The organism is Streptomyces sp. NPDC002994, from assembly GCF_040611155.1.
GTDB lineage: Bacteria > Actinomycetota > Actinomycetes > Streptomycetales > Streptomycetaceae > Streptomyces.
Genome location: NZ_JBEXNQ010000034.1, coordinates 36,261 through 54,738 on the forward strand (window position 1 = coordinate 36,261; position 18,478 = coordinate 54,738).

At 70.3% G+C, this 18,478-nt stretch carries 20 protein-coding genes and 1 riboswitch; of the genes, 10 read left to right on the forward strand and 10 right to left on the reverse strand.

The genetic code is table 11. The annotated features are described in order from the left end of the window. Nucleotides 1-15 precede the first annotated feature (15 nt). The 3 genes from ABZX79_RS32870 (at nucleotide 16) to ABZX79_RS32880 (ending at nucleotide 3,058) form a co-directional block, all read left to right on the forward strand. Nucleotides 16-1,251 (forward strand): DUF5931 domain-containing protein, encoded by a 1,236-nt coding sequence (locus ABZX79_RS32870; protein WP_355266011.1) that lies wholly within the window; start codon nucleotides 16-18, stop codon nucleotides 1,249-1,251. Then, on the forward strand, nucleotides 1,248-1,925 hold the full coding sequence (locus ABZX79_RS32875) for a response regulator transcription factor (RefSeq protein WP_355266014.1): 678 nt from the start codon (nucleotides 1,248-1,250) through the stop codon (nucleotides 1,923-1,925). The genes ABZX79_RS32870 and ABZX79_RS32875 overlap by 4 nt, the downstream gene beginning before the upstream one ends. A gap of 104 nt (nucleotides 1,926-2,029) precedes the next feature. After that, nucleotides 2,030-3,058, forward strand: coding sequence for a 6-phosphofructokinase (locus ABZX79_RS32880; protein ID WP_355266017.1), 1,029 nt, complete (start codon nucleotides 2,030-2,032; stop codon nucleotides 3,056-3,058). Nucleotides 3,059-3,274: 216 nt separating this feature from the next. Here ABZX79_RS32880 and ABZX79_RS32885 read toward each other — a convergent pair whose 3' ends face one another. The 3 genes from ABZX79_RS32885 to ABZX79_RS32895 form a co-directional block, all read right to left on the reverse strand. Then, complete coding sequence (locus ABZX79_RS32885) at nucleotides 3,275-5,149, reverse strand: anthranilate synthase family protein (protein ID WP_355266020.1); 1,875 nt, start codon at nucleotides 5,147-5,149, stop codon at nucleotides 3,275-3,277. Between the two features lie 117 nt (nucleotides 5,150-5,266). Beyond that, nucleotides 5,267-5,389 (reverse strand): trp operon leader peptide, encoded by a 123-nt coding sequence (locus tag ABZX79_RS32890; RefSeq protein WP_355266023.1) that lies wholly within the window; start codon nucleotides 5,387-5,389, stop codon nucleotides 5,267-5,269. Further along, complete coding sequence (locus ABZX79_RS32895; RefSeq protein ID WP_355266026.1) at nucleotides 5,389-5,964, reverse strand: TetR/AcrR family transcriptional regulator; 576 nt, start codon at nucleotides 5,962-5,964, stop codon at nucleotides 5,389-5,391. Before ABZX79_RS32895 ends, ABZX79_RS32890 begins: the two co-directional genes overlap by 1 nt. Nucleotides 5,965-6,015: 51 nt before the next feature. Between ABZX79_RS32895 and ABZX79_RS32900 the strand changes: the two genes are divergently transcribed. The 3 genes from ABZX79_RS32900 (at nucleotide 6,016) to ABZX79_RS32910 (ending at nucleotide 8,749) form a co-directional block, all read left to right on the forward strand. Beyond that, the gene (locus ABZX79_RS32900) at nucleotides 6,016-6,972 is read left to right on the forward strand and encodes a DUF2867 domain-containing protein (protein WP_355266029.1); all 957 of its coding nucleotides are present in this window, start codon (nucleotides 6,016-6,018) and stop codon (nucleotides 6,970-6,972) included. Between the two features lie 18 nt (nucleotides 6,973-6,990). Then, a complete protein-coding gene (locus ABZX79_RS32905) occupies nucleotides 6,991-8,343 on the forward strand; it encodes a class II 3-deoxy-7-phosphoheptulonate synthase (protein WP_215126313.1) in 1,353 nt (450 codons plus the stop codon). 175 nt (nucleotides 8,344-8,518) lie between these two features. Then, a complete protein-coding gene (locus ABZX79_RS32910) occupies nucleotides 8,519-8,749 on the forward strand; it encodes a (2Fe-2S)-binding protein (RefSeq protein WP_355266032.1) in 231 nt (76 codons plus the stop codon). Between the two features lie 11 nt (nucleotides 8,750-8,760). Here the strand turns inward: ABZX79_RS32910 and bfr are convergent, their stop codons facing one another. Then, a complete protein-coding gene (gene bfr / locus ABZX79_RS32915) occupies nucleotides 8,761-9,240 on the reverse strand; it encodes a bacterioferritin (protein ID WP_214977485.1) in 480 nt (159 codons plus the stop codon). 155 nt (nucleotides 9,241-9,395) lie between these two features. Here bfr and ABZX79_RS32920 point away from each other — a divergent pair, with 155 nt between their 5' ends. Beyond that, nucleotides 9,396-10,028: a sulfite oxidase-like oxidoreductase gene (locus ABZX79_RS32920; RefSeq protein ID WP_355266035.1), complete on the forward strand. Its 633-nt coding sequence runs from the start codon at nucleotides 9,396-9,398 to the stop codon at nucleotides 10,026-10,028. 4 nt (nucleotides 10,029-10,032) lie between these two features. On the opposite strand, the gene ABZX79_RS32925 is transcribed toward ABZX79_RS32920, so the two are convergent. The 6 genes from ABZX79_RS32925 to thiO all read right to left on the reverse strand — a co-directional run bounded on the left by ABZX79_RS32925 (nucleotide 10,033) and on the right by thiO (nucleotide 16,102). Then, nucleotides 10,033-10,632 carry a DUF4396 domain-containing protein gene (locus ABZX79_RS32925; RefSeq protein ID WP_355266038.1) on the reverse strand — a complete coding sequence of 200 codons (600 nt, stop codon included), beginning with the start codon at nucleotides 10,630-10,632 and terminating at the stop codon, nucleotides 10,033-10,035. 87 nt (nucleotides 10,633-10,719) lie between these two features. After that, nucleotides 10,720-11,595 carry a deoxyribonuclease IV gene (locus ABZX79_RS32930; RefSeq protein ID WP_355266041.1) on the reverse strand — a complete coding sequence of 292 codons (876 nt, stop codon included), beginning with the start codon at nucleotides 11,593-11,595 and terminating at the stop codon, nucleotides 10,720-10,722. Nucleotides 11,596-11,659: 64 nt separating this feature from the next. Continuing rightward, nucleotides 11,660-13,597 (reverse strand): Stk1 family PASTA domain-containing Ser/Thr kinase, encoded by a 1,938-nt coding sequence (gene pknB / locus ABZX79_RS32935; protein ID WP_355266044.1) that lies wholly within the window; start codon nucleotides 13,595-13,597, stop codon nucleotides 11,660-11,662. Nucleotides 13,598-13,904: 307 nt separating this feature from the next. After that, the gene (locus ABZX79_RS32940; RefSeq protein WP_355266046.1) at nucleotides 13,905-14,699 is read right to left on the reverse strand and encodes a thiazole synthase; all 795 of its coding nucleotides are present in this window, start codon (nucleotides 14,697-14,699) and stop codon (nucleotides 13,905-13,907) included. Nucleotides 14,700-14,702: 3 nt separating this feature from the next. Continuing rightward, nucleotides 14,703-14,903, reverse strand: coding sequence for a sulfur carrier protein ThiS (gene thiS, locus ABZX79_RS32945; RefSeq protein ID WP_355266049.1), 201 nt, complete (start codon nucleotides 14,901-14,903; stop codon nucleotides 14,703-14,705). Then, a complete protein-coding gene (gene thiO / locus ABZX79_RS32950) occupies nucleotides 14,900-16,102 on the reverse strand; it encodes a glycine oxidase ThiO (protein ID WP_355266052.1) in 1,203 nt (400 codons plus the stop codon). Before thiO ends, thiS begins: the two co-directional genes overlap by 4 nt. Then, a riboswitch (TPP riboswitch) is annotated at nucleotides 16,100-16,212 on the reverse strand. (Overlaps the previous gene by 3 nt.) Nucleotides 16,213-16,263: 51 nt before the next feature. On the opposite strand from thiO, the gene ABZX79_RS32955 reads away from it, so the two are divergent. The 3 genes from ABZX79_RS32955 to ABZX79_RS32965 all read left to right on the forward strand — a co-directional run bounded on the left by ABZX79_RS32955 (nucleotide 16,264) and on the right by ABZX79_RS32965 (nucleotide 18,354). After that, a complete protein-coding gene (locus ABZX79_RS32955; RefSeq protein ID WP_355266055.1) occupies nucleotides 16,264-16,614 on the forward strand; it encodes a hypothetical protein in 351 nt (116 codons plus the stop codon). 67 nt (nucleotides 16,615-16,681) lie between these two features. Next, nucleotides 16,682-17,920 carry an FAD-dependent oxidoreductase gene (locus tag ABZX79_RS32960; RefSeq protein ID WP_355266058.1) on the forward strand — a complete coding sequence of 413 codons (1,239 nt, stop codon included), beginning with the start codon at nucleotides 16,682-16,684 and terminating at the stop codon, nucleotides 17,918-17,920. A gap of 68 nt (nucleotides 17,921-17,988) precedes the next feature. Further along, nucleotides 17,989-18,354 carry an Rv2175c family DNA-binding protein gene (locus tag ABZX79_RS32965; protein ID WP_355266061.1) on the forward strand — a complete coding sequence of 122 codons (366 nt, stop codon included), beginning with the start codon at nucleotides 17,989-17,991 and terminating at the stop codon, nucleotides 18,352-18,354. The last annotated feature ends 124 nt before the right edge of the window (nucleotides 18,355-18,478 follow it).

Below are 18,478 nucleotides of genomic sequence, written 5' to 3' on the forward strand. Positions count from 1 at the left end.
GTCCGGGGTGGGGGAATGATGGCCAAGGCTCAGCGCGAGCGTGTCGTGCGCATGTCGGTCGAGCAGCCGCTGTGGCGTGCGCTCACCGCCTACCGCGTCCTGACGATGCTCTACGCGGTGCTCCTGTTCGTCTTCACGCGGGAGAACTTCGAGCGCCCGTGGGTGGCCGTCGCATTCCTCGCCGTGATGTTCGTCTGGACCCTCGTCACGCTTCCCAAGGTGGCGAACGCGGCGAGCTGCACCAAGCCCTTCCTCGTCGCCGATCTCACCATCGCCCTCACCGGCGTCATGCTCACCCCGGTCGCCGACTTCCACGCGCAGCAGATCGACGGCCCCACCCTGCCGTCGATATGGACCGCCGGTTCCGTCCTCGCGTTCGCCATCAAGGGCGGCTGGCGCTGGGCGGCCTTCGCCTCCTCCTTCGTCGCCGCCGCCAACATCGTCGAACGCGGCCACCCCAGCCAGGACACCCTCCACAACGTCCTGCTGGTGTGGGTCGCCTCCATCGCGATCGGTTACGTCGTCGAGGTCGCCCGCGCCTCCGAACGCACCCTCGCCCGCGCCCTGGAGATCGAGGCCGCGACCCGCGAGCGCGAACGCCTCGCCCGCGACATCCACGACAGCGTGCTCCAGGTGCTCGCCATGGTGCAGCGGCGCGGCACCGCGCTCGGCGGCGAGGCGGCCGAGCTCGGCAGGATGGCCGGGGAGCAGGAAGTGGCCCTGCGCACCCTGGTGTCGAGCGGGCTTGTACCGGCGACGCGCGCTTCGGAGGATGCGGCGCAGGGTGCGGTGGTCCGTACGGTCGAGGTCGACGACGATGACGACGGCGGTGGGCGCGGCGCGCGCCCCTGCGACCTGCGCTCCCTGCTCGCCCCGCACGCCGGATCGAAGGTCAGCTTCGCCGAGCCGGGCGCTCCGGTGCTGCTGGACGCGGCGGCGGCCATGGAGCTCGCGGCGGCTGTCAGTGCCGCACTGGACAATGTGCGCAGGCACGCCGGGGAAGACGCCCAGGCGTGGATTCTGGTCGAGGACTGGCCGGAAGAAGTGATCGTGACGGTACGGGACGACGGTCCGGGGATTCCGGAAGGGCGGCTCGCGCAGGCCGAGGGGGAGGGGCGCCTGGGCGTCGCCCTGTCGATCCGCGGGCGGCTGCGGGACATCGGCGGCACCGCCGAGCTGATCTCCGTACCGGGTCAGGGCACGGAAGTTGAACTGAAGGTTCCACGGGGGAAGGCAGGACAGGCGCGATGAGCGACGAACAGCAGGCGATCAGGGTCATGGTGGTCGACGACCACCCGATGTGGCGGGACGCGGTCGCCCGCGACCTCGACGCGGCGGGCTTCGACGTGGTCGCCACGGCGGGCGACGGGCCACAGGCGGTACGCCGCGCCCTGGCCGTCGGACCCCAGGTCCTCGTCCTGGACCTCAACCTCCCTGGCATGCCCGGCGTCCAGGTCTGCAAGGAGCTCGTCGGCGCCGACCCGGCCCTGCGTGTCCTGGTGCTGTCCGCGAGTGGCGAGCACGCCGACGTTCTGGAAGCGGTGAAGTCGGGGGCGACGGGCTATCTGCTGAAGTCGGCGGGGCCCGACGAGCTCATCGACGCGGTACGGCGCACGGCCGCCGGCGACCCGGTCTTCACGCCGGGGCTGGCGGGCCTGGTCCTCGGCGAATACCGGCGGCTGGCCTCGGATCCCCTCCCCGCCTCCTCCTCGAACGAGCCGAAGGCGCCGCAGCTCACCGATCGCGAGACCGAGGTGCTGCGGCTGGTCGCCAAGGGCCTGTCGTACAAGCAGATCGCCGAGCGCCTGGTGATCTCGCACCGCACCGTTCAGAACCACGTGCAGAACACCCTCGGCAAGCTCCAGCTGCACAACCGCGTGGAGCTCGTCCGCTACGCGATCGAACGCGGCCTCGACGACGCTTAGTACGAGCCCTGAATTGCCCGACGCCCCATGTCGCTGTGACCTGAGTCACCACTAGCGTGGCGGCGACACGGCACTTCCGCTGAATGTGGCGAAGGGACAATTTCATGCGGGTCGGAGTACTGACCGGGGGTGGCGACTGCCCCGGGCTCAACGCGGTCATCCGCGCCGTCGTCCGCAAGGGCGTCCAGGAGTACGGCTACGACTTCACCGGCTTCCGGGACGGGTGGCGCGGACCGCTCGAAGGCGACACCGTACGGCTCGACATTCCGGCCGTACGCGGCATCCTGCCCCGTGGCGGCACCATCCTCGGCTCCTCGCGCACCAACCCGCTCCAGGCGGAGAACGGCATCCGCCGGGTCAAGGAGAACCTCGCCAAGCACGAGGTCGAGGCGCTCATCGTGATAGGCGGCGAGGACACGCTGGGCGTGGCCACCCGGCTGTCCGACGAGTACGGCATCCAGTGTGTCGGCGTACCGAAGACCATCGACAACGACCTGTCCGCCACCGACTACACCTTCGGCTTCAACACCGCCGTCGGCATCGCGACCGAGGCGATCGACCGCCTCCACACGACCGCCGAATCGCACATGCGCGTCCTGGTCGTCGAGGTCATGGGCCGGCACGCGGGCTGGATCGCCCTGCACTCGGGCCTGGCGGGCGGGGCGAACGTCATCCTCATCCCGGAGCAGCGCTTCGACGTCGAGCGGGTGTGCGGCTGGATCACGTCCCGCTTCAAGGCGTCGTACGCGCCGATCGTCGTGGTCGCGGAAGGCGCGATGCCGCAGGACGGCGAGATGGTGCTCAAGGACGGCACGCTCGACTCGTTCGGGCACGTGCGGCTCTCGGGCGTGGGGGAGTGGCTGGCCAAGGAGATCGAGAAACGGACGGGGAAGGAAGCGCGCACGACCGTGCTGGGGCATGTGCAGCGCGGCGGTACGCCGAGCGCCTTTGACCGGTGGCTGGCGACGCGGTTCGGGCTGCACGCGATCGAGGCCGTGCGGGACGGGGACTTCGGGAAGATGGTCGCGCTGCAGGGGACGGACATCGTGCGGGTGCCGATGGGGGAGGCGACGGCGCGTCTGAAGACGGTGGATCCGGAGCTCTACGCGGAGGTCGGCGTCTTCTTCGGCTGAGCGTGCCGCTGCCGCTGCGCGGGCTTTCCCCGACCCGCCCTTCCCGAATTGGGGGCAAGCCCCCAGACCCCCGGGACGCCCTTCGGGCTGAATGGTTGCCGCAACGCGGCACTATCCAGCCCCTCCGGCGTTTGAGGAGCGGGGTCTGGGGCGGAGCCCCAGTTCGGGAAGGGGCGGGTTGGGGAAAGCCCCGCGCAGCGGCCCAACGGCAGGTCCCTACCGCCGGCCCAGCAGCGACGGCGTCAGCAGGTCCGTGAGCAGGGTCGCGCCGCGCAGCGTCAGCACCGACTCCGGGTGGAACTGTACGGACGCAAAGCCAGGCGCACGGAGCGCGTGCACCTCGCCGGAGTGCTCGTCGCGCGCCACCTCGATCCCGTGCGCCGCCAGCTCCGCCGCCTGCTCCCCGTCGCAGTGAGCGACAAAGCTGTTGTAGAAGCCGACGGTCTCCGGCCGCCCGAAGAGATCGATCCGGGTCTGCGCCCCCTGGTACGGCACCCGCTTACGCACGATCTCCAGCCCCAACTCCGCCGCCAGCAACTCATGCCCCAGGCACACCCCGAGCACTCCGTGGCGATGCCCGCGCACCAGTTCCGCAGCCAGCCCCCGCAGGAACCGCATCTTGGGATCGCCCGCGTCGGACGGGTCACCGGGACCCGGGCCGAGCACCACAGGCCCCTCGTGCGTGAGCGCCGCCTCCCGCAGGCCGGGCTCGTCGTACCGTCGTACGCTCACCTCCAGCCCCGACGACCGCAGCAGATGCGCGAGCATCGCCGTGAAGGTGTCCTCCGCGTCGATCACCAGCGCGTGCCCGCTCAGGGCCGGCGTACGCTCCTGCATCCGCAGCCAGAACGGCGCGAGCGACGCCCGTCGCGAGTCCAGCGCCTCCCGCACGCGCGGATCGTCGGCCAGCTTCGGCCGTACTCCCTCGCCCGCCGGCCTGCCGGGACGCACCCCCAGCGCCGCCAGCACCCCCGCCGCCTTCGCGTGCGTCTCGGCGACCTCGCTGCGCGGGTCCGAGTCGCGCACCAGCGTCGCGCCGACCGGCACCCGCAGCCGGCCGTCGGCCGCGATGTCGGCGCTGCGGATCAGGATCGGCGAGTCCAGGGTCTGGGCCCCGCCCGCGTCACGGCCGATGAGGGCCAGCGCGCCCGCGTAATAGCCCCGGCCCCCGGGCTCGTACCGCTCGATGACCCGGCAGGCGTTCTGCACCGGCGACCCGGTGACCGTCGCCGCGAACATCGTTTCCTTCAGTACCTCGCGCACATCGAGGGAAGACCGGCCCCGCAACTCGTACTCGGTGTGCGCGAGATGGGCCATTTCCTTGAGCCGGGGACCGATCACGACCCCGCCCCTGTCGCCGACGGTGCACATCATCTTGAGCTCTTCGTCGACGACCATCGAGAGCTCGGCGGTCTCCTTGCCGTCGTCGAGGAAGTCCAGCAGACCCTCTGTGCTCGGCCCGTCCGCCGGGTAGCGGTACGTACCGCTGATCGGGTTCATCACGACTGTTCCGCCGCTCATCCGCACGTGCACCTCGGGGCTCGCGCCGACCAGCGTGCGTTCCCCGGTGTGCACGACGAAGGTCCAGTACGCGCCTCGCTCACCGGCGAGCAGTCGCCGGAAGAGCGCCAGTGCGTCCGTTCGCGAGAAGCCCCGGATTTCGCCCTCGAAAGTACGACGGATGACGAAGTTCGCGCCCTCGCCGCGCCCGATCTCGTCCTCGATGACCCGCCGTACGATCCCGGCGTACTCCTCGTCGCCGACGTCGAAGGCCCCGCCCCGCACGCGCACGTCGTGGGTGGGCAGCTGCGCGAGGACGTCGTCGAGCGGCAGCGCGTAGGTCTCGTCGGAGACCAGCACACTCAGTGGCGTCCCGTCGTCGCGTACGTCGAACCCGCGCTCCCTGATCTGCCGGAACGGCACCAGCGCGAGCACGGGCATGTCGTCGGCGCCGGCCGGGATGTCGGCGAGGCGCGCGGCCTCGTGCACGTCGCCGATCAGCAGCTCGACCGTGTCGTGGTCATGGCCGGGGGTCCGCCTGCGCAGCAGCGCGAAGGGGCGGGTGTCGTCGAGGAGGGTGCTGATGAGCATCGGTGGTGTTCCTTCCGGGTGGAGCCCGATGTGGAGTCCGGGTGGAGAGGAACAGCCCCTGGAAACACCAAAGGCCGCCCCTCGGGCGGCCTTCGCGATTCAGTGTGCGCGCGATTGTCAGTGGGCCGCCGGATGAGCGGTCCACCACCAGGTCTGAGTCGTCTGCGCGAACATGCTCCGCACCCTAGCGGAATCGACCAGGCGCGTCACGCGTGTCTCACCGAGGCGTCGGCGTCTCATCAGGGCCTCATCAGGGCGTCGAGCGCCGCGTCCAGGTACGAGGCCAGCTCGTCGCCCTCGGGAAGTACGGAAGGGGCGGCGTGTCCCAGCTGGCTGTGTCCGAGGTAGACGCTGTACGCCAGAAGTCCGCGGCGGCGTGCCTCCGGCTCCGGGAAGCCGAGGTCGGCGAAGAGCCGGGCCACGTAGCCGACCCGGCGCTCGGTCACCCGTCGCAGCGCCGCCGCGACCTGCGGGTGGGAGGCGGTGGCCAGCAGGGAGACCTCCAGGGGGTCTGCGACGGCCGACTTGATGGCCTCGGTGAAGAGCCGGCGGATGCGGGAGGCGGGGTCGGGCTCGGTCTCGATCTCGGCGATGGCCGCCTCGGTGTCGGTCTCGGCCCAGCGGGCGAGCGCGGCCTCGATGAGCGCTTCCCGGTTGGTGAAGTGCCAGTAGAAGCTGCCCTTGGTGGTGCCGAGCCGGGCGGCGAGCGGTTCCACCGCGACGGCCGCGAGACCGCCTTCGCCGATCGCGGTGAGCGCCGCGTCCGCCCAGTCCTGCGCGCTCAGCCGGGGCTTCCTCTGCTGCCGTTGTGCCATGACCGTACGGTACCGTACGGTTGACCATACGCCAGCGTATGGAGGTTCGTCATGAGTGCGATCCGCGATGTCCACGAACGCACCGTCCAGGCCCCCGCGGAAGCGGTGGGCGCCCTGCTCGACCGACTCTCCGCCGAGGGCGACCCGATCTTTCCCACGCCGGCCTGGGAACCGATGCGCTTCGACCGCCCGCTCGCCTTGGGCGCCGTCGGCGGCCACGGTCCCGTCCGCTACAGCGTCTCGGCGTACGAACCGGGCCGCCATGTCCGCTTCACCTTCGCGGCGCCCGACAACGGCTTCCACGAGATGACGGTGGAGCCGCTCGGCCCGGAGCGCTGCGTCGTACGGCACGTGCTGGAGCAGGACCTGCGGGGCGGCAAGTTTCTGCTGTGGCTGACCGTGGTCAAGGCGGTCCACGGCACGGTGGTCGAGGAGGTCTTCGACAACATCGAGCGGGTCGCGGCCGGTGGCGTGGAGCGTCCCGTGCGGTGGTCGCCCTGGGTGCGGCTGCTCAACCGGCTGGCATGGGGCAGGGCGGTCGCGGTCGAGATCCCGGAGAGCGCCCGGCTGATCCGGACGGCCATCGACCGGCCCGGCTATCAGGACGCGTACCGGATGGAGCTGCTGCCCGGAATGCCGCGCGATCCGGACAGTTGGACGGGAATCCTGCGGGACGCCTTCCCCGTCGTGGCGCGCGAGGGCGGCGAGCTGCTGATGAATGTCGACACGGCGGGCGTGCAAGCGCGGGCCTCGATCCTGGTCGACGAGCGGTACGTGACGCTCAGCACGGTGGCGAAGGCCGACACCGTGCGCGGGCGGCTCTACTGGGGTGTCGTGCGCCGGGTGCACCCCCTCATGGCCCGCGCCATGGTGCGCCGCACCCACCGCAGGCTGGCGCTGGCCGCGCCCAGCGCGGGGGAGCGCGCCACGGCTGTCAGGACTGTCGCGTCTGTAACGTCTGTCACGTCTGTCTCATCTGGTGGGCCAGGGCGTGGACAGCGGGGCTGAGGACGTAATGTTGGCGAGGTGACCGTGAACGCTAAGACCACCCCTAACGGTGGCAACACCTGGCGAGACCTTCCCGCGGCGCAGCAGCCTGAGTACCCCGATGCCGAGGCTCTGCGCGATGTGATCGCGGACCTCGAGTCGTATCCGCCGCTCGTCTTCGCGGGCGAGTGCGATCAGCTGCGCGCCCGACTGGGAGCCGTCGCCAAGGGCGAGGCGTTCCTGTTGCAGGGTGGCGACTGTGCCGAGGCCTTCGATGCCGTATCCGCCGACCACATCCGAAACAAGCTCAAGACCCTTCTCCAGATGGGCGCGGTACTGACATACGCCGCCTCCGTGCCCGTCGTGAAGGTGGGCCGGATCGCCGGCCAGTACTCCAAGCCGCGCTCCAAGAACACCGAGACCCGCGACGGCATCACCCTGCCGACCTACCGCGGTGACTCGGTCAACGGCTTCGAGTTCACCGAGAAGGCCCGGATCCCGGACCCCGAGCGGCTGAAGCGGATGTACCACGCGTCCGCCTCGACGCTGAACCTCGTACGCGCCTTCACCACCGGCGGTTACGCGGACCTGCGCCAGGTGCACGCCTGGAACCAGGACTTCGTGAAGTCGTCCCCCTCCGGTCAGCGTTACGAGCAGCTGGCCCGCGAGATCGACAACGCGCTGAACTTCATGAAGGCCGCGGGGACCGACCCCGCCGAGTTCCGCACGGTCGAGTTCTACGCCTCGCACGAAGCGCTGCTCATGGACTACGAGACCGCCCTGACCAGGGTCGACTCGCGTACGGGCCACCTGTACGACGTATCGGGTCACATGCTGTGGATCGGTGAGCGCACCCGCCAGCTCGACGGCGCGCACATCGAGTTCGCGTCGAAGATCCGCAACCCGATCGGTGTGAAGCTCGGCCCGACGACCACGGTCGACGAGGCGCTCAGTTACGTCGACAAGCTCGACCCGGACCGCGAGCCCGGCCGGCTGACCTTCGTCGTCCGGATGGGCGCCGACAAGGTCCGCGACAAGCTCCCCGAGCTGGTCGAGAAGGTCACTGCCTCCGGCGCCGCTGTGGCGTGGGTGACCGACCCGATGCACGGCAACACCTACGAGGCTGCCTCCGGCCACAAGACGCGTCGCTTCGACGACGTGCTCGATGAGGTCAAGGGCTTCTTCGAGGTGCACAAGGGCCTCGGTACGCACCCGGGCGGCATCCACGTCGAGCTGACCGGTGACGACGTCACCGAGTGCGTGGGCGGCGGCGACGAGATCTTCGTCGACGACCTGCACCAGCGTTACGAGACGGCCTGCGACCCGCGGCTCAACCGCAGCCAGTCGCTGGACCTGGCGTTCCTGGTCGCCGAGATGTACCGCGACCAGTAGGCAGTAGCAGCAGAAGCAAGAAACACCTGTGGGGCGCGGATCGAATGTGATCCGCGCCCCACAGTCATATCCGGGGCGGGGCTTTTGCGTGCGGGGGACGGCGGGTAAGGTTAGGTTGACCTTACCGATTAGTCGTCCCCCTGGACCCCTAGACCCGTGTCAGGAGGTGTTCCGCGTGTTCGTCTGCTCTTGCTTCGGCGTAACAGACCGGCAGATCAAGGAGCACGCGGCTGCCGGTGCCTGCACGCCGCGCCAGATAGCGTCGGTGAGCAAGGCGGGGACGGACTGCGGCTCCTGCGTACGCACGATCCAGGGGCTTCTCGGCCGTGGCGCGTGCCCGCGCCGCGCCCTGGTCGACCAGGGCGAGACGGCACTCGCCGAGGCGCCGTTGCAGGAAGCGGCCTGATCAGCGATTGATCAGCTGTCCGGCTGCTCGATCAGCTGGGCGATGTAAAGCGACTCGCCGAGCTTGTTGACGAGCTCCAGCTGGGTGTCGAGATAGTCGATGTGGTGCTCTTCGTCCTTGAGGATGTCCTCGAAGATGTTCGCCGACGTGACGTCCCCCTTCGCCCGCATCACCTCGATGCCGCGCTTCAGGCGGTCGATCGCCTCGACCTCGATCTCCCGGTCGGCCTGGAACATCTCCGTGACGGTCTGGCCCACCCGCACATGGAAGAGCCGCTGGTAATTCGGCAGGCCGTCCAGGAAGAGAATCCGGTCGGTCAGTGTCTCCGCGTGCCTCATCTCGTCGAAGGACTCGGCCCGGGTGTATTTCGCGAGCTTCGTCCAGCCGAAGTTGTCCTGCATCTTGGCGTGCAGGAAGTACTGGTTGATGGCAGTCAGCTCGGCGGTCAGCTGCTCGTTGAGGAATTCGATGACCTCGGGGTCGCCCTGCATCGCAGAGGCTCCTTCCAGGCGTGGTACTGGGCAGGTTTCGCGCATCCTTGCATCGCGGGTGAGAGGCGTCCAGTAAGTGCAGGCTTATTAGGAGTTGCCCTGAATCGGGTCACACCTGGTCATGACCACCCCTCGCCGTCTGTCACCATGGAGTCATGGGTCAGCCGGAAAGCCGGGAACGTCACGAATCAGAGCAGCCCGAGCTTCCGCCCGGACAGCGGCTGCAGCGTGGCTGGCCCGTCACCCACTACGGTCCTGTACCCAAATTCAAGCCGGATCGCTGGGAGTTCCGGATATTTGGCGCGACGGCCGACGGTGACAAGCACTGCTGGAATCACGAGCAGTTTTCGGCGCTCCCGTTCGCCACGGTCGAGGCCGATCTGCACTGCGTGACGAAATTCAGCATGCTTGGGGCCGAATGGGGTGGCGTACTCGCTCGTACGCTCGTCGAACTCGCGCCCCCCGCCCCGAGCGTCACCCATGTCATGGTCTGGGCCGAGTACGGCTTCAGCGCGAATCTGCGGCTCGCCGACTTCACTTCCGAGCGGACCATTTTCGCCACCCACAAGGGCGGTGAACTGCTCACCGCCGAGCACGGCTTTCCGCTGCGCCTGGTCGTACCGCATCTGTACGCCTGGAAGGGGCCCAAGTGGGTCCGGGGCGTCGAGTACATGACGGCGGACCGCCGGGGCTTCTGGGAGGAGCGCGGCTATCACAATGTCGGCGACCCCTGGCGTGAGCAGCGGTACTCGTACCAGGAAGAGCCGGGGGACGGCCCGGAGCTGTAGGTCGTCAGTGGTGGTACTGGTGGACCACCGCGTGGCCCTTGCCGCGGCCGATCATCCACTTGTTGACGGGTGTGGTGATGATGAAGGCCGCGAAGAGCGCGAAGGCCAGTACGCCCCAGAACATGCCGTCGGTCAGGTGCGCGTCCATCGCGCCGGGCCACAGTGCGAGCACGCCGTTGTCGATCAGCTCCATCACGGCGATGGAGAGGGTGTCGGCGGCGAGGGCGACCCGGAAGGCGGTCTTGAAGTCGACGCCGGCCTTGAGGATGCCGCGCAGGGTCAGGGCGTAACCGAAGAAGAACGCCAGGATGATCGCCAGGATCATCGTCTGCATGTTGCCCCACCCGAGCGCGGTGCCGATGACCATGCCCAGCACCTCGCCGATGGCGCAGCCGGTGAGGCAGTGGAGCGTCGCCTGGGCGGCCATGGACCAACTGACCTTGCCATGACCGGCGTGTGCCCCGTGACCGGCGTGGGCCGCGTCAGCGCCATGCGCCCCGTGGCCCCCATGCGCCTCGTGGCCTTCGTGGCCCTCGTGAGTTTCGTGACCCTCCTGCGCCTCGTGCCCGTGGTGCATATCGTGTGTGTGCGCGTCGTGCTGCATGAATCCCCCAGAGTCAGGTAGCGGTCCTGCCGACAGACAGGAACGCTATACCCCCCTGGGGTATTCCTCAAGAGATTTCAGCAGCCCTCAGAAATCACGCAGCTCCTTCAGCCGCGCCACATCGGCCGCATGGCCCTCCTTGCCGCCCGGCGTCTCGATCGTCAGCGGTACGCCCTCGGTCGCCGGGTGCGAGAACAGCTCCCGGAACGGCTCCTCGCCAATGTGTCCGGAGCCGATGTTCTCGTGCCGGTCCTTGTGGGCGCCGACGCCTTCCTTGGAGTCGTTGGCGTGGATCAGCTTGAGCCGGCCCTCGCCGACCGTGTCCACCAGCAGGTCCAGCGTCTGCTTCATCCCGCCGGGCTCCGCGAGATCGTGTCCCGCCGCGTAGATGTGGCACGTGTCGAGGCACACGCCCAGCTTGGGGTGCGCGTCGAGCGCCTCGAAGTACGGGCCGAAGTCCCAGGTGCGCGAGCACAGCGAAGAGCCCTGCCCCGCCGTCGATTCGAGCAGCAGGAACGGGTCGTCGTCGTGCGTCAGCTCGTCCAGCAGTGGCAGCAGGTGGGTGCGTACCTGCGCGAGCGCCTCGGAGCGCGGCCGCCCGCCGGTCGCCGAGCCGGTGTGCACCACCACGCCCAGCGCGCCGATCTCGCGACCGCGGCGCAGCGAGTGCCGCAGCGACTCCACGGACTTCTCGGCGGTCGCCTCGGTGTGCGAGCCGAAGTTGATCAGGTACGGGGCATGGACGTACGCCGGTATCCGTTCGGCGGCGCACGCCGCGCGGAACAGCTCGTCCTGGGCCGGGTTTCCGGAGGGCGTCGCCCAGCCGCGCGGGTTGGCGACGAAGACCTGAACGGCTTCGGCGCCCATTTCACGGGCGTACGCGAGACCGTTGGTGGCGAGGCCGCCGGCCACCGGGACGTGGCCGCCGACGGGGTTTCGGGAGGGGAAAGGTGCGTTGCTCATCGCCGTCAAGCATGCCAGGACGGTGCGTGGCCCCTGTCTCCCTGTCGCCCTGTACCCCTGTCCCCTACAGGCCCTTGGTCCTGATGGTGATGGTGCTGCCCTCCGGAGCCTCGTCGCCCTCCTCGACCGACTGGCTCGCGATCTTGTCGCTGAAGGAGAGGAAGGGGCGGTCGACCTCAACCTCGAAGCCGGCTTCTTCGAGCGTGCTCTTCGCGTCGTCGACGTCGTCACCGACCACATCGGGCACGGGGATCATGCGCGGTCCCTTGGAGACCGTCAGCGTGATGGTGTCGCCCTCGGCGAGCTCCGCGCCCTCGGCGGCGGACTGCCTGGCGACGGATCCTGCCTCCTCCTGGGAGGTGATGCGCCCGGGCGCGACCTTCACGGTGAATCCGGCCTCCTCCAGTGCGGAGGTGGCGTCCTGCACGCTCTCGCCGGTCACGTCGGGGACCTCCACGGGGGAGCCCTTGCTGACGACGACGGCGATCGCGGAGTCCGGGCGCCGCTCGGTGCCGGCGGCCGGGTCCGTACTGACGACAGAGCCCTGCGGGACGTCCTCGCTGAACGTCCTGGTGACGATGCCGGGCGCGAGACCGGCCTTCTTGAGTTCACTCTTGGCCTTGGCCAGCGGCAGGCCCTCGACGTCGGGGACCTTCACGGTCTCGGGGCCGCGTGAGACGACCAGCGTGACCGACCCGTTGTCGCGTATACGGGCGCGGGAGGCCGGGTCGCTGTTCATGACCGTGCCGCGTTCGTACGTCGCGCTGTACTTGCGCTCGACCTTCTTCACGTCGAGACCGGCGGCGGACAGCCGCTTGGCGGCCTCCTTCTCGGTCTGGCCGAGGAGCGAGGGGACGCGGGTGAACTGCCCGGAGTTGATGTACCAGACGCCGGTGCCGCCCCCGAGGAGCAGCAGGACGGCGACGACGGCCGCGAGGACGCCGCGCCGGGGCGGGAGGGCCCGGCGCAGAGGCGCGGGCGGCGGCGCGGGCATCTGGAGCCGGCTGGTGCGATTGAGGCCGGCGGCGTCGCTGTTGCCGTCCCCGTGCCTTTCGCCGTGCCTTGCGGTGATCGCCCGCGGAATGACACTCGTACGGTCCTCCGCGCCGTTGTGCGCCTGGGCGTGGGCCTGCGGCGGCACGGCGTCGAGCTGTTCGTCGCTGAGCGTGGCGCGCGCTTCCCTGGCCTGCGCGAGGAGCGCCACGGCGTCGTACGGACGGATCTCGGGGTTGCGTGCGGTGGCGCCCGCGACCAGCTCGTCGAGCTCGACGGCGAGTCCGGGCACGACGGCGGACGGGGCGGGCACGTCCTCGTGCAGGTGCTGGTAGAGCACCTGCGCGGGGGTGCCGCCGGTGTGCGGTTTGGCACCGGTCAGCATCTCGTACAGCACGACACCGCAGGCGTAGACGTCGGCGCGGGTGTCGGCGGTGCCGTGCTCTATCTGCTCGGGCGCGAGGTAGGAGACGGTGCCGAGGATGGACCCGGTGGTGCTGGTGACGGTGTCCACGGCCCGTACGAGACCGAAGTCGGCGACCTTGACGCGCCCGTCGTCCCCGATGAGGACGTTCTCGGGCTTCATGTCCCGGTGCACGAAGCCGGCGCGGTGCGCGGCGCCGAGCGCGGCCAGTACGGGCTCCAGGATGTCGAGGGCGGCGCGGGGCTGGAGGGCGCCGCGCTCGCGCAGGACGTCGCGCAGGGTGCAGCCGGCGACGTACTCCATCGCGAGGTAGACGTACGACCCGTCCGTGCCCTGGTCGAAGACGCCGACCACGTTCGGGTGCGCGAGGCGGGCGACCGACTTCGCCTCCCGGATGAACCGGTCCACGAAGGAGGCGTCGGCGGCGAGGGTGGGGTGCATCACCTTGAGGGCGAGCACGCGGTCGAGGCGGGTGTCGACGGCCCGGTAGACCGTGGCCATGCCGCCGACGGCGATGCGCGCGTCGATGCGGTAGCGGCCGTCGAGCACGTGCCCGACGAGCGGGTCCTGGAGGGTCGTATCCACGGAGTGGAGTCTACGAGCCGCCGCTGACAGGTCTTGCCGGTGCGGTGAGGTCGGGGCGGTATTGCAGCGCGCCTGTGACAGCGGCCGGGCTGACGCCTGCGGCGGCCCTGTTCCCCACCCCGCCCCTTCCCGAACTGGGGGGCAAGCCCCCCAGGCCCCCTGACGCCCTACGGGCGTGTCCTCAAACGCCGGACGGGCTGGATGGTCGCCGCAACGCGGGCACTATCCAGCCCCTCCGGCGTTTGAGGAGCGGGGTCTGGGGCAGCGCCCCAGTCACGGCCCCGCGCAGCGGTTGGCCGGGGACCGGTCAGAACGCCGGGCGTTCCGGGTCCAGGGTCGCCATGCCCGCCGCAGGCGACGACGCCTCGGCGAAGTGGCGCCGAGGAATCCGGCCGGCCCGATACGCCAGCCGCCCCGCCTCCACCCCGTGCCGCATCGCCTCCGCCATCAGCACCGGGTCCTGCGCCCGCGTAACCGCCGACGCCAGCATCACCGCCGCGCACCCCAGCTCCATCGCCAGCGTCGCGTCCGACGCCGTACCCGCTCCCGCGTCCAGAACGACCGGCACGCGCGCGTGCTCCACGATCAGCTGGAAATTGTGCGGGTTACGGATGCCAAGACCCGACCCGATCGGCGACCCCAGCGGCATGATCGCCGCACACCCCACGTCCTCCAGCTTCCGCGCGAGCACCGGATCGTCGTTCGTGTACGGCAGCACGGTGAAGCCGTCGTCCACCAGCGTCTCCGCCGCCTCCAGCAGCTCGATCGGGTCGGGCAGCAGCGTCCGCTCGTCGGCGACGACCTCCAGCTTCACCCAGTCCGTCCCCAGCGCCTCCCGCGCCAGCCGAGCCGTCAGCACGGCCTCGCCCGCCGTAAAGCACCCCGCCGTATTCGGCAGCACACGTATTCCGAGCTTCTCCAGAACGGAAAGTACCGATCCCTGGACCGTCGGATCGAGCCGCCGCATCGCGACGGTCGTCAGCTCGGTCCCGGACGCGACAAGTGAACGTTCCAGTACGTCGAGGCTCGGCGCCCCGCCCGTTCCCATGATCAGACGTGAGGAGAACGTCGTGTCGCCGATGGTCAGAAGGTCGTCGGCCATGGTTCAGCCTCCCTGGACTGCGGTGAGGACTTCGATACGGTCACCGTCGCCGAGCTCGGTGGCATCCCACTGCCCCCGCGGTACGACGGTTTCGTTGAGGGCTGCGGCGACCCCCGAAGGGGCCTTGGTGAGGGTCGCGACGAGCGCGCCCAGCGTCGTACCGGCGACGACCTCACGGGTCTCGCCGTTCACGGAGATGGTCATGCGGGCTGCTCCTGCGGTACGGAGGCGGGGGTCAAGGCGGACGGTGTCGGCGCGAAACGCAGCGGGCTGAACGCACGTGCCTCTTCAGGCAGCTCCCCGCCCGTCAGCACAGCGGCCATCGCATCGCCCGTGACCGGCGTGAGCAGTACCCCGTTGCGGTAGTGCCCAGTGGCCAGATGAAGCCCCGGAAGTGCGGTCGGCCCCAGCAGCGGCGCGTTGTCCGGGGAGCCGGGCCGCAGCCCCGCGCGGGTCTCCGTGAGGGGCAGCTCGGTGATCCCGGGCACCAGCTCGTGCGCGTCGCGCAGCAGCTCGTACACGCCGCCCGCCGTGACCGTCGTGTCCCAGCCGAGTTCCTCGCTCGTCGCGCCGACGACCAGCTCGCCGTTCTCGCGCGGCACGAGATAAACGTGACTGCCCCGCACCACCGCACGCACCGTCCGGCTCAGGAAGGGTGCGTACGCCGGTGGCACGGCCAGCCGCACCACCTGCCCCTTCACCGGCCGTACCGGCGGCAGCACCTCCTCGGGTACGCCCGCGAGCCTGCCGCTGAGGCTTCCGGCCGCCAGCACCACCTGGCCGGCCGCGAGGTCCGTCCCGTCGGCCAGTACGGCCCCACAGGCCCGTTCCCGTACGACAGAGAGCCGATCCACCCAGCAGCGGTGGAATGCCACTCCGGCCCGCTCGCAGGCCGCCAGGAGGGCAGCGGCGAGCCGCCTCGGATCGACCTGATGGTCGCCGTCCACGCGCAGGCCCCCGCGCACGCCCGGCGCGAGCATCGGCTCCAGGCGGCGGCATTCGCGCCCCGTGAGCCACTCCGACTCCAGGCCGGAACGGCGTTGCAGCCCGTGGAGCTCGCGCAGATGGGCGCGGTCGTCCGTGTCGAGCGCGACCGCGAGCGTGCCGCACGAGCGGTAACCGGTGTCCTGCCCGCTCGCCGCCTCCAGCTCGGCGACGAACGCCGGATAGCGCTCCGCGGACGCGAGATTGAGCCCGAGCAGCGTCTGCTCGCCGTAATGCAGCTCGGTGACGGCGGCGAGCATTCCGGCTGCGACCCACGCGGCCCCGCCGCCCGGCTCCGGATCGGCCACAGCGACGCGCAACCCCCGCTGCGCCGCCCGCCAGGCCGTGACCAGGCCGATGATTCCGCCCCCGATGACGAGGACGTCTGATGTGTCGGATGTATCCGATGTACGCGACATGGGCGTCCAGCCCCTCCCTTCGCCGGCATGACCCGGATCAGGTTCGTACGGTCGGAGGCCGCCCAGCCTCCCTCTCAGCCCGGTACGCCCGGACTCCCGCGAGTGCTTTACCGTGGCCACCCTAATGCCCGGCCCCGACGCGCTGTAAGGGAGCAACTCCAGTGGCCCGCTCGCTCGACGGACTCGTCCTCTCGCCGGTCGCCGACCAGGCCCCCGGTCAGGTGGGCACACAGACCCGATTCACGTATCACCAGCAGGACGGCCGGATCTGGGCGGACTACGCCGGCGGCGACGTCGTACAGGGCCATCTTGTCGGCACGCGCGAGGGCGACGCGCTGGACTTCCGGTACGTACAGCTGAAGCAGGACGGCACCACCTCGTCGGGCCACTGCACGTCCACCGTCGTCGCCCTCCCCGACGGGCGCCTGCGCCTGGAGGAGACCTGGGCGTGGGAGTCCCAGGAGGGCAGCGGGACGAGCGTCGTCGAGGAGCTGCCGTCCCCGCCCGTGTGACGGTGTGTCAGAGATCTCTCCTTCGTGGTCTTGAGAGCAGCGGGACACGCCGCCCTACAGTGACCGGGTGAGCGACCAGAGGCAGAGGCAGACAGCAGAGCGGCGCGTCGTCATCGTCGGCGCGGGAATGGCCGGCGTGCAGACCGCTGTGGCCCTGCGCGAGCAGGGCTGGAACGGCTCCGTCACGCTGATCGGCGCCGAGCCGCATCAGCCGTACGACAGGCCGCCGCTGTCCAAGGCGGTGCTCCTCGGCACGGCCGAGGAGTCGGCCTTCGACGTCGACTTCGAAGCGCTCGGCGTCGAACTCCACCTGGGGCGCGAAGTGACGGGCGTACGCCCCGGGGCGCACGAAATCGACACTCCCTCGGGCCCGGTTCCGTACGACGTACTGGTCCTCGCCACCGGAGCGGTGCCCATCACGCTGCCCGGCAGCGAAGGCATCCAGGGAGTGCATCTCCTGCGCACCCTCGACGACGCCGCCCGGCTGCGGCCCGTGCTCGACCGGAAGCACGACATCGTGGTCGTCGGGGCCGGCTGGATCGGCGCTGAGTTCACCACGGCCGCCCGCGAGGCCGGCTGTGCGGTGACCGTCGTCGAGGCGGCGGACCGGCCGCTCGCCGGCACCATGCCCGCCGAGGTCGCCGCGCCCATGGCCGCCTGGTACGCCGAGAGCGGCGCCGAACTGCTCACCGGCGCGCTCGTCGCGGCGATCGAACCCGGCACGGTCGTCCTCGCCGACGGCAGGCGGCTCGCGGCCGGCGCGGTGGTCGTCGGCATCGGTGCCAGGCCCGCGACGGCCTGGCTCGCCGGTTCCGGCATCGCGCTCGGCCCGGACGGCTCCGTCACCGCCGACGCGCGCCTGCGCACCTCGCAGCCCGACGTGTACGCCGTCGGGGACTGCGCCTCCTTCCCCTCCGCCCGCTACGGCGAACGCCTGCTCGTCCACCACTGGGACAACGCGCTCCAGGGGCCGCGCACGGTCGCGGCGAACATCGTCGCGGCGAACAGCCCCGGCGAGACACCGCAGGACTACGACCCCGTCCCGTACTTCTGGTCCGAGCAGTTCGGCCGCTTCGTGCAATACGCGGGCCACCACGCCCACGCCGACACGACGGTGTGGCGCGGCGACCCGGCCGAGGCCGCCTGGACGGTGTGCTGGCTGCGCGAAGGGGCGCTCGTCGCACTGCTCACCGTGGCTCGGCCGCGCGACCTCGCGCAGGGCCGCAGGTTGATCGCGTCGGGCGTCCGGCTGGACCCGGAGCGGGCCGCGGATCCGGCCGTCCCGCTCAAGTCCGCCACCCTTTAGGCGGTCACCTCGGCCCGGACGGCTGGCCCCGACTACCGGCTGTCAGTCCCAGGTGGCACGCTTGTCCCGTGACCGAGATTGACGCAAAGATCGATGCTCTCGTCCCCGCCTGGCTCCACCTCCCCGACATCGCCGAAATGCTCGGTGTCGAGGTGACGCGCGTCCGGCAGCTGGTCAAGGAAGGCCAGCTGATCGCCGTACGCCGTGGAGAGAACCGGGCGCTTCAGGTGCCTGCCGCCTTCATTGACGGCGACAAGGTGGTCAAGGGTCTCGCAGGGACCCTGACGCTCCTGAGGGACGACGGCTTCTCCGACGAAGAGATGCTCGAGTGGCTCTTCACTCCCGACCCGACCCTGCCCGGTAGCCCGGCGCAGGCGTTGAGTGAGAATCGCGGCACGGAGGTGAAGCGGCGCGCCCAGGCGCTCGCCGTCTGACCTCTGCCGACATAACCGCACGCGGTGCACGGGCCTTCGACATAGAAGGGGATGCCGATGACGTCGGCGGCCCGGCGCGCGTCGCGCGAGTCCTCGATCGTGCAGCAGCCCCGCGCGCCCGTAC